Origin of the sequence: Acidiphilium sp. PM (assembly GCF_000219295.1) — a bacterium.
Classification (GTDB): Bacteria; Pseudomonadota; Alphaproteobacteria; order Acetobacterales; family Acetobacteraceae; genus Acidiphilium; species Acidiphilium multivorum.
In genome coordinates this window covers 1-2550 of record NZ_AFPR01000296.1, presented here as the reverse complement: position 1 = coordinate 2550, position 2550 = coordinate 1, and the positions used below count along the sequence as shown (strand labels likewise).

Genomic DNA, 2550 nt, shown 5'->3' with positions numbered 1-2550 from the left:
GCCCCGAAGTCACCGAGCTGGAGCAGCGGCTCGCCGCGTTCTGCGGGGCGGCTCATTGCGTCAGCGTGAGTTCGGGCACCGACGCGCTGCAGATCGCGATGATGGCGGAGGGGATCGGGCCGGGCGATGCCGTGTTCCTGCCGGCCTTCACCTATACCGCGACCGCCGAGGTGCCGCTGCTGCTCGGCGCGACGCCGGTTTTCGTCGATATCGATCCGGCGACGTTCCAGATCGACCCCGCGCATCTGGAGGCGCGGATCGGCGCGGTGAACGCGGCCGGATTGCTGCGGCCGCGGGCGGTGGTCGGGGTCGATCTGTTCGGGCAGCCCGCGCCCTGGCCGGCGCTGCGCGACATCGCCGCCCGGCACGGGCTGTTCACGCTGGATGACTGCGCGCAGGCCTTCGGCGCCGCACTCGGCGGCGAGCGGCTCGGCCGCGCCGCGGATGCGACGGCGACGAGTTTCTTCCCCTCGAAGCCGCTCGGCGCCTATGGCGATGGCGGCGCGCTGTTCACCGAGAGCGACGAGCGCGCGGCGCTGTATCGCTCGCTGCGCACCCATGGCGAGGGGACGACGCGCTACGACGTGCAGCGGATCGGCATGAACGGGCGGCTGGACACGCTGCAGGCGGCGGTGCTGCTCGCCAAGCTCGACGTGTTCGAGGCGGAGCTGGCGCGGCGGGAGACGATCGCCCGGCGGTATGACGAGGCGCTGGCATCGGTGTTCGCCACCCCCGTCCGCGTGCCGGAGAGTTCGAGCGCCTGGGCGATCTATGCGGTGCTGCTGCGCGATGGCGCGGCGCGCGAGGCGATGCAGGCGCGGCTGCGCGCCCGCGGTGTTCCGAGTGCGGTGTATTATCCGAAGCCGCTGCATCACCAGCCGGCCTATCGCGCCTCGCATGACGGGACGGCGCTGCCGGTTTCGGAGGATGTGGCGACGCGGATCATGGCGCTGCCGCTGCATCCCGATCTCGACGACGCGCAGGTGGCGCGGGTGATCGAGGCCTGCCTCGAAGGGGCGGCCGATGCCGCGGGGTGACCTGTTCCCCGAGGTCGGCCCGTATCAGACGGGGTATCTGCCGGTCGGCGACGGGCATGTGATCTACTGGGAGCAGGTGGGCAACCCGCGCGGGCGGCCGGTGCTGTTCCTGCATGGCGGGCCGGGCGCCGGCGCGGGCGCGGTGCACCGGCGCTTCTTCGACCCGGCATTCTGGCGCGTGGTGATCTTCGACCAGCGCGGCGCCGGGCGCTCGACGCCGCTGGGCAGCCTCGCGCGCAACACGACGCCGGCGCTGATCGAGGATATCGAGGCGCTGCGCGAGCATCTCGGCATCAGGCAGTTCCTGCTGTTCGGCGGTTCCTGGGGATCGACCCTCGCGCTGGCCTATGCCCAGGCGCATCCCGAGCGGGTGATGGGCATGGTGCTGCGCGGCATCTTCCTCGGCCGGCCGAGCGAGGTGGAATGGTTCCTCGAAGGGATCGCCCGCTTCTTCCCCGATGCGCACGCGGCGCTGGTGAACTTCCTGCCCGAGGCGGAGCGCGGCGATCTGCTGGGGAGCTATTTCCGCCGGCTCTGCGACCCCGATCCGGCCATTCACCTGCCGGCGGCGCAGGCCTGGTCGGTCTATGAGGGATCGTGCTCGACGCTGCTGCCGAGCTACGAGACGGTGAGCGCCTTCGCGCAGGACCGCACCTCGCTCGGGCTCGCGCGGATCGAGGCGTATTACTTCCTCAACAACCTGTTCCTGCCGCCGGACGGGCTGCTGGCCGGGATGGGGCGGCTGGCCGGCGTGCCGGGCGAGATCGTGCAGGGGCGCTATGACATGATCTGCCCGCCGAATTCCGCCTTCGACCTCGCCGACGCCTGGCCCGCCGCGCGGCTGACGGTGGTGCCGGATGCCGGGCACTCGGCGCTGGAGCCGGGCATTCGCGCGGCGCTGCTGGCCGGGCTGGAGCGGATCCGCAACCTGACCTGAATTTGCCTTGCCGATGGTTTCGTATTTTAAGCGAACGTACCGGTTTCGTGATCACGTCGTGTCCGGTGCGACGGATCGGGCATGGCAGGAGGCTGCGCCCTGAATTCGCCCAAATCGGGCGGAACAACGCGGGACATGACGAGGAGAATGGCAATGGCGCGGGGACGGCGCGCGGTGTTGGGGGCGATGGCCGGGGCGCCTCTGGCGGCGCGGGCGGCGAGCCTGCCGGTGATGCCGGTGGCCATCACGATGGGGACCGGCCAGCCGGGCGGCGGGTTCTCGGTCTATGGCCAGGCCTGGGGACAGCTGGCGCAGAAGGCCGCGCGGATTTCCGTGTCCTACCGCGCATCCGGCGGCAGCGCCGCCAACATCCTGCTGGTGGAGCAGCACGCGGCACAGCTGGGCCTCGCGGTGCTGGCCGTCGCCGAACAGGCCTGGATGGGCCAGGGCGCCTGGACCAGCGGCGTGAAGCTCCAGGGATTCCGCGCCCTGTTTCCGGTCTTCGGCGCGAGCCTGCAGATTTTCGCGCCGGCGCGGAGCGGGTTGCGCCGGCTGCGCGACCTGGACGGCAAGCGG

3 protein-coding genes are annotated in these 2550 nt (G+C 71.4%); all 3 read left to right on the top strand.

Going from position 1 to position 2550, the window contains the following annotated elements; translation table 11 throughout:
- The coding region (locus APM_RS11635) for a DegT/DnrJ/EryC1/StrS aminotransferase family protein (RefSeq protein WP_007423577.1) at positions 1–1037 on the top strand (1037 nt) is incomplete at its 5' end.
- Entirely contained in the window at positions 1024–1974 is a 951-nt protein-coding gene (gene pip / locus APM_RS11630) for a prolyl aminopeptidase (RefSeq protein WP_007423576.1), read from the top strand. The genes APM_RS11635 and pip, both read left to right, overlap by 14 nt.
- A gap of 153 nt (positions 1975–2127) precedes the next feature.
- Positions 2128–2550, top strand: a 423-nt coding sequence (locus APM_RS11625) for a TAXI family TRAP transporter solute-binding subunit (RefSeq protein WP_039888427.1), incomplete at its 3' end; no start/stop codon positions are given.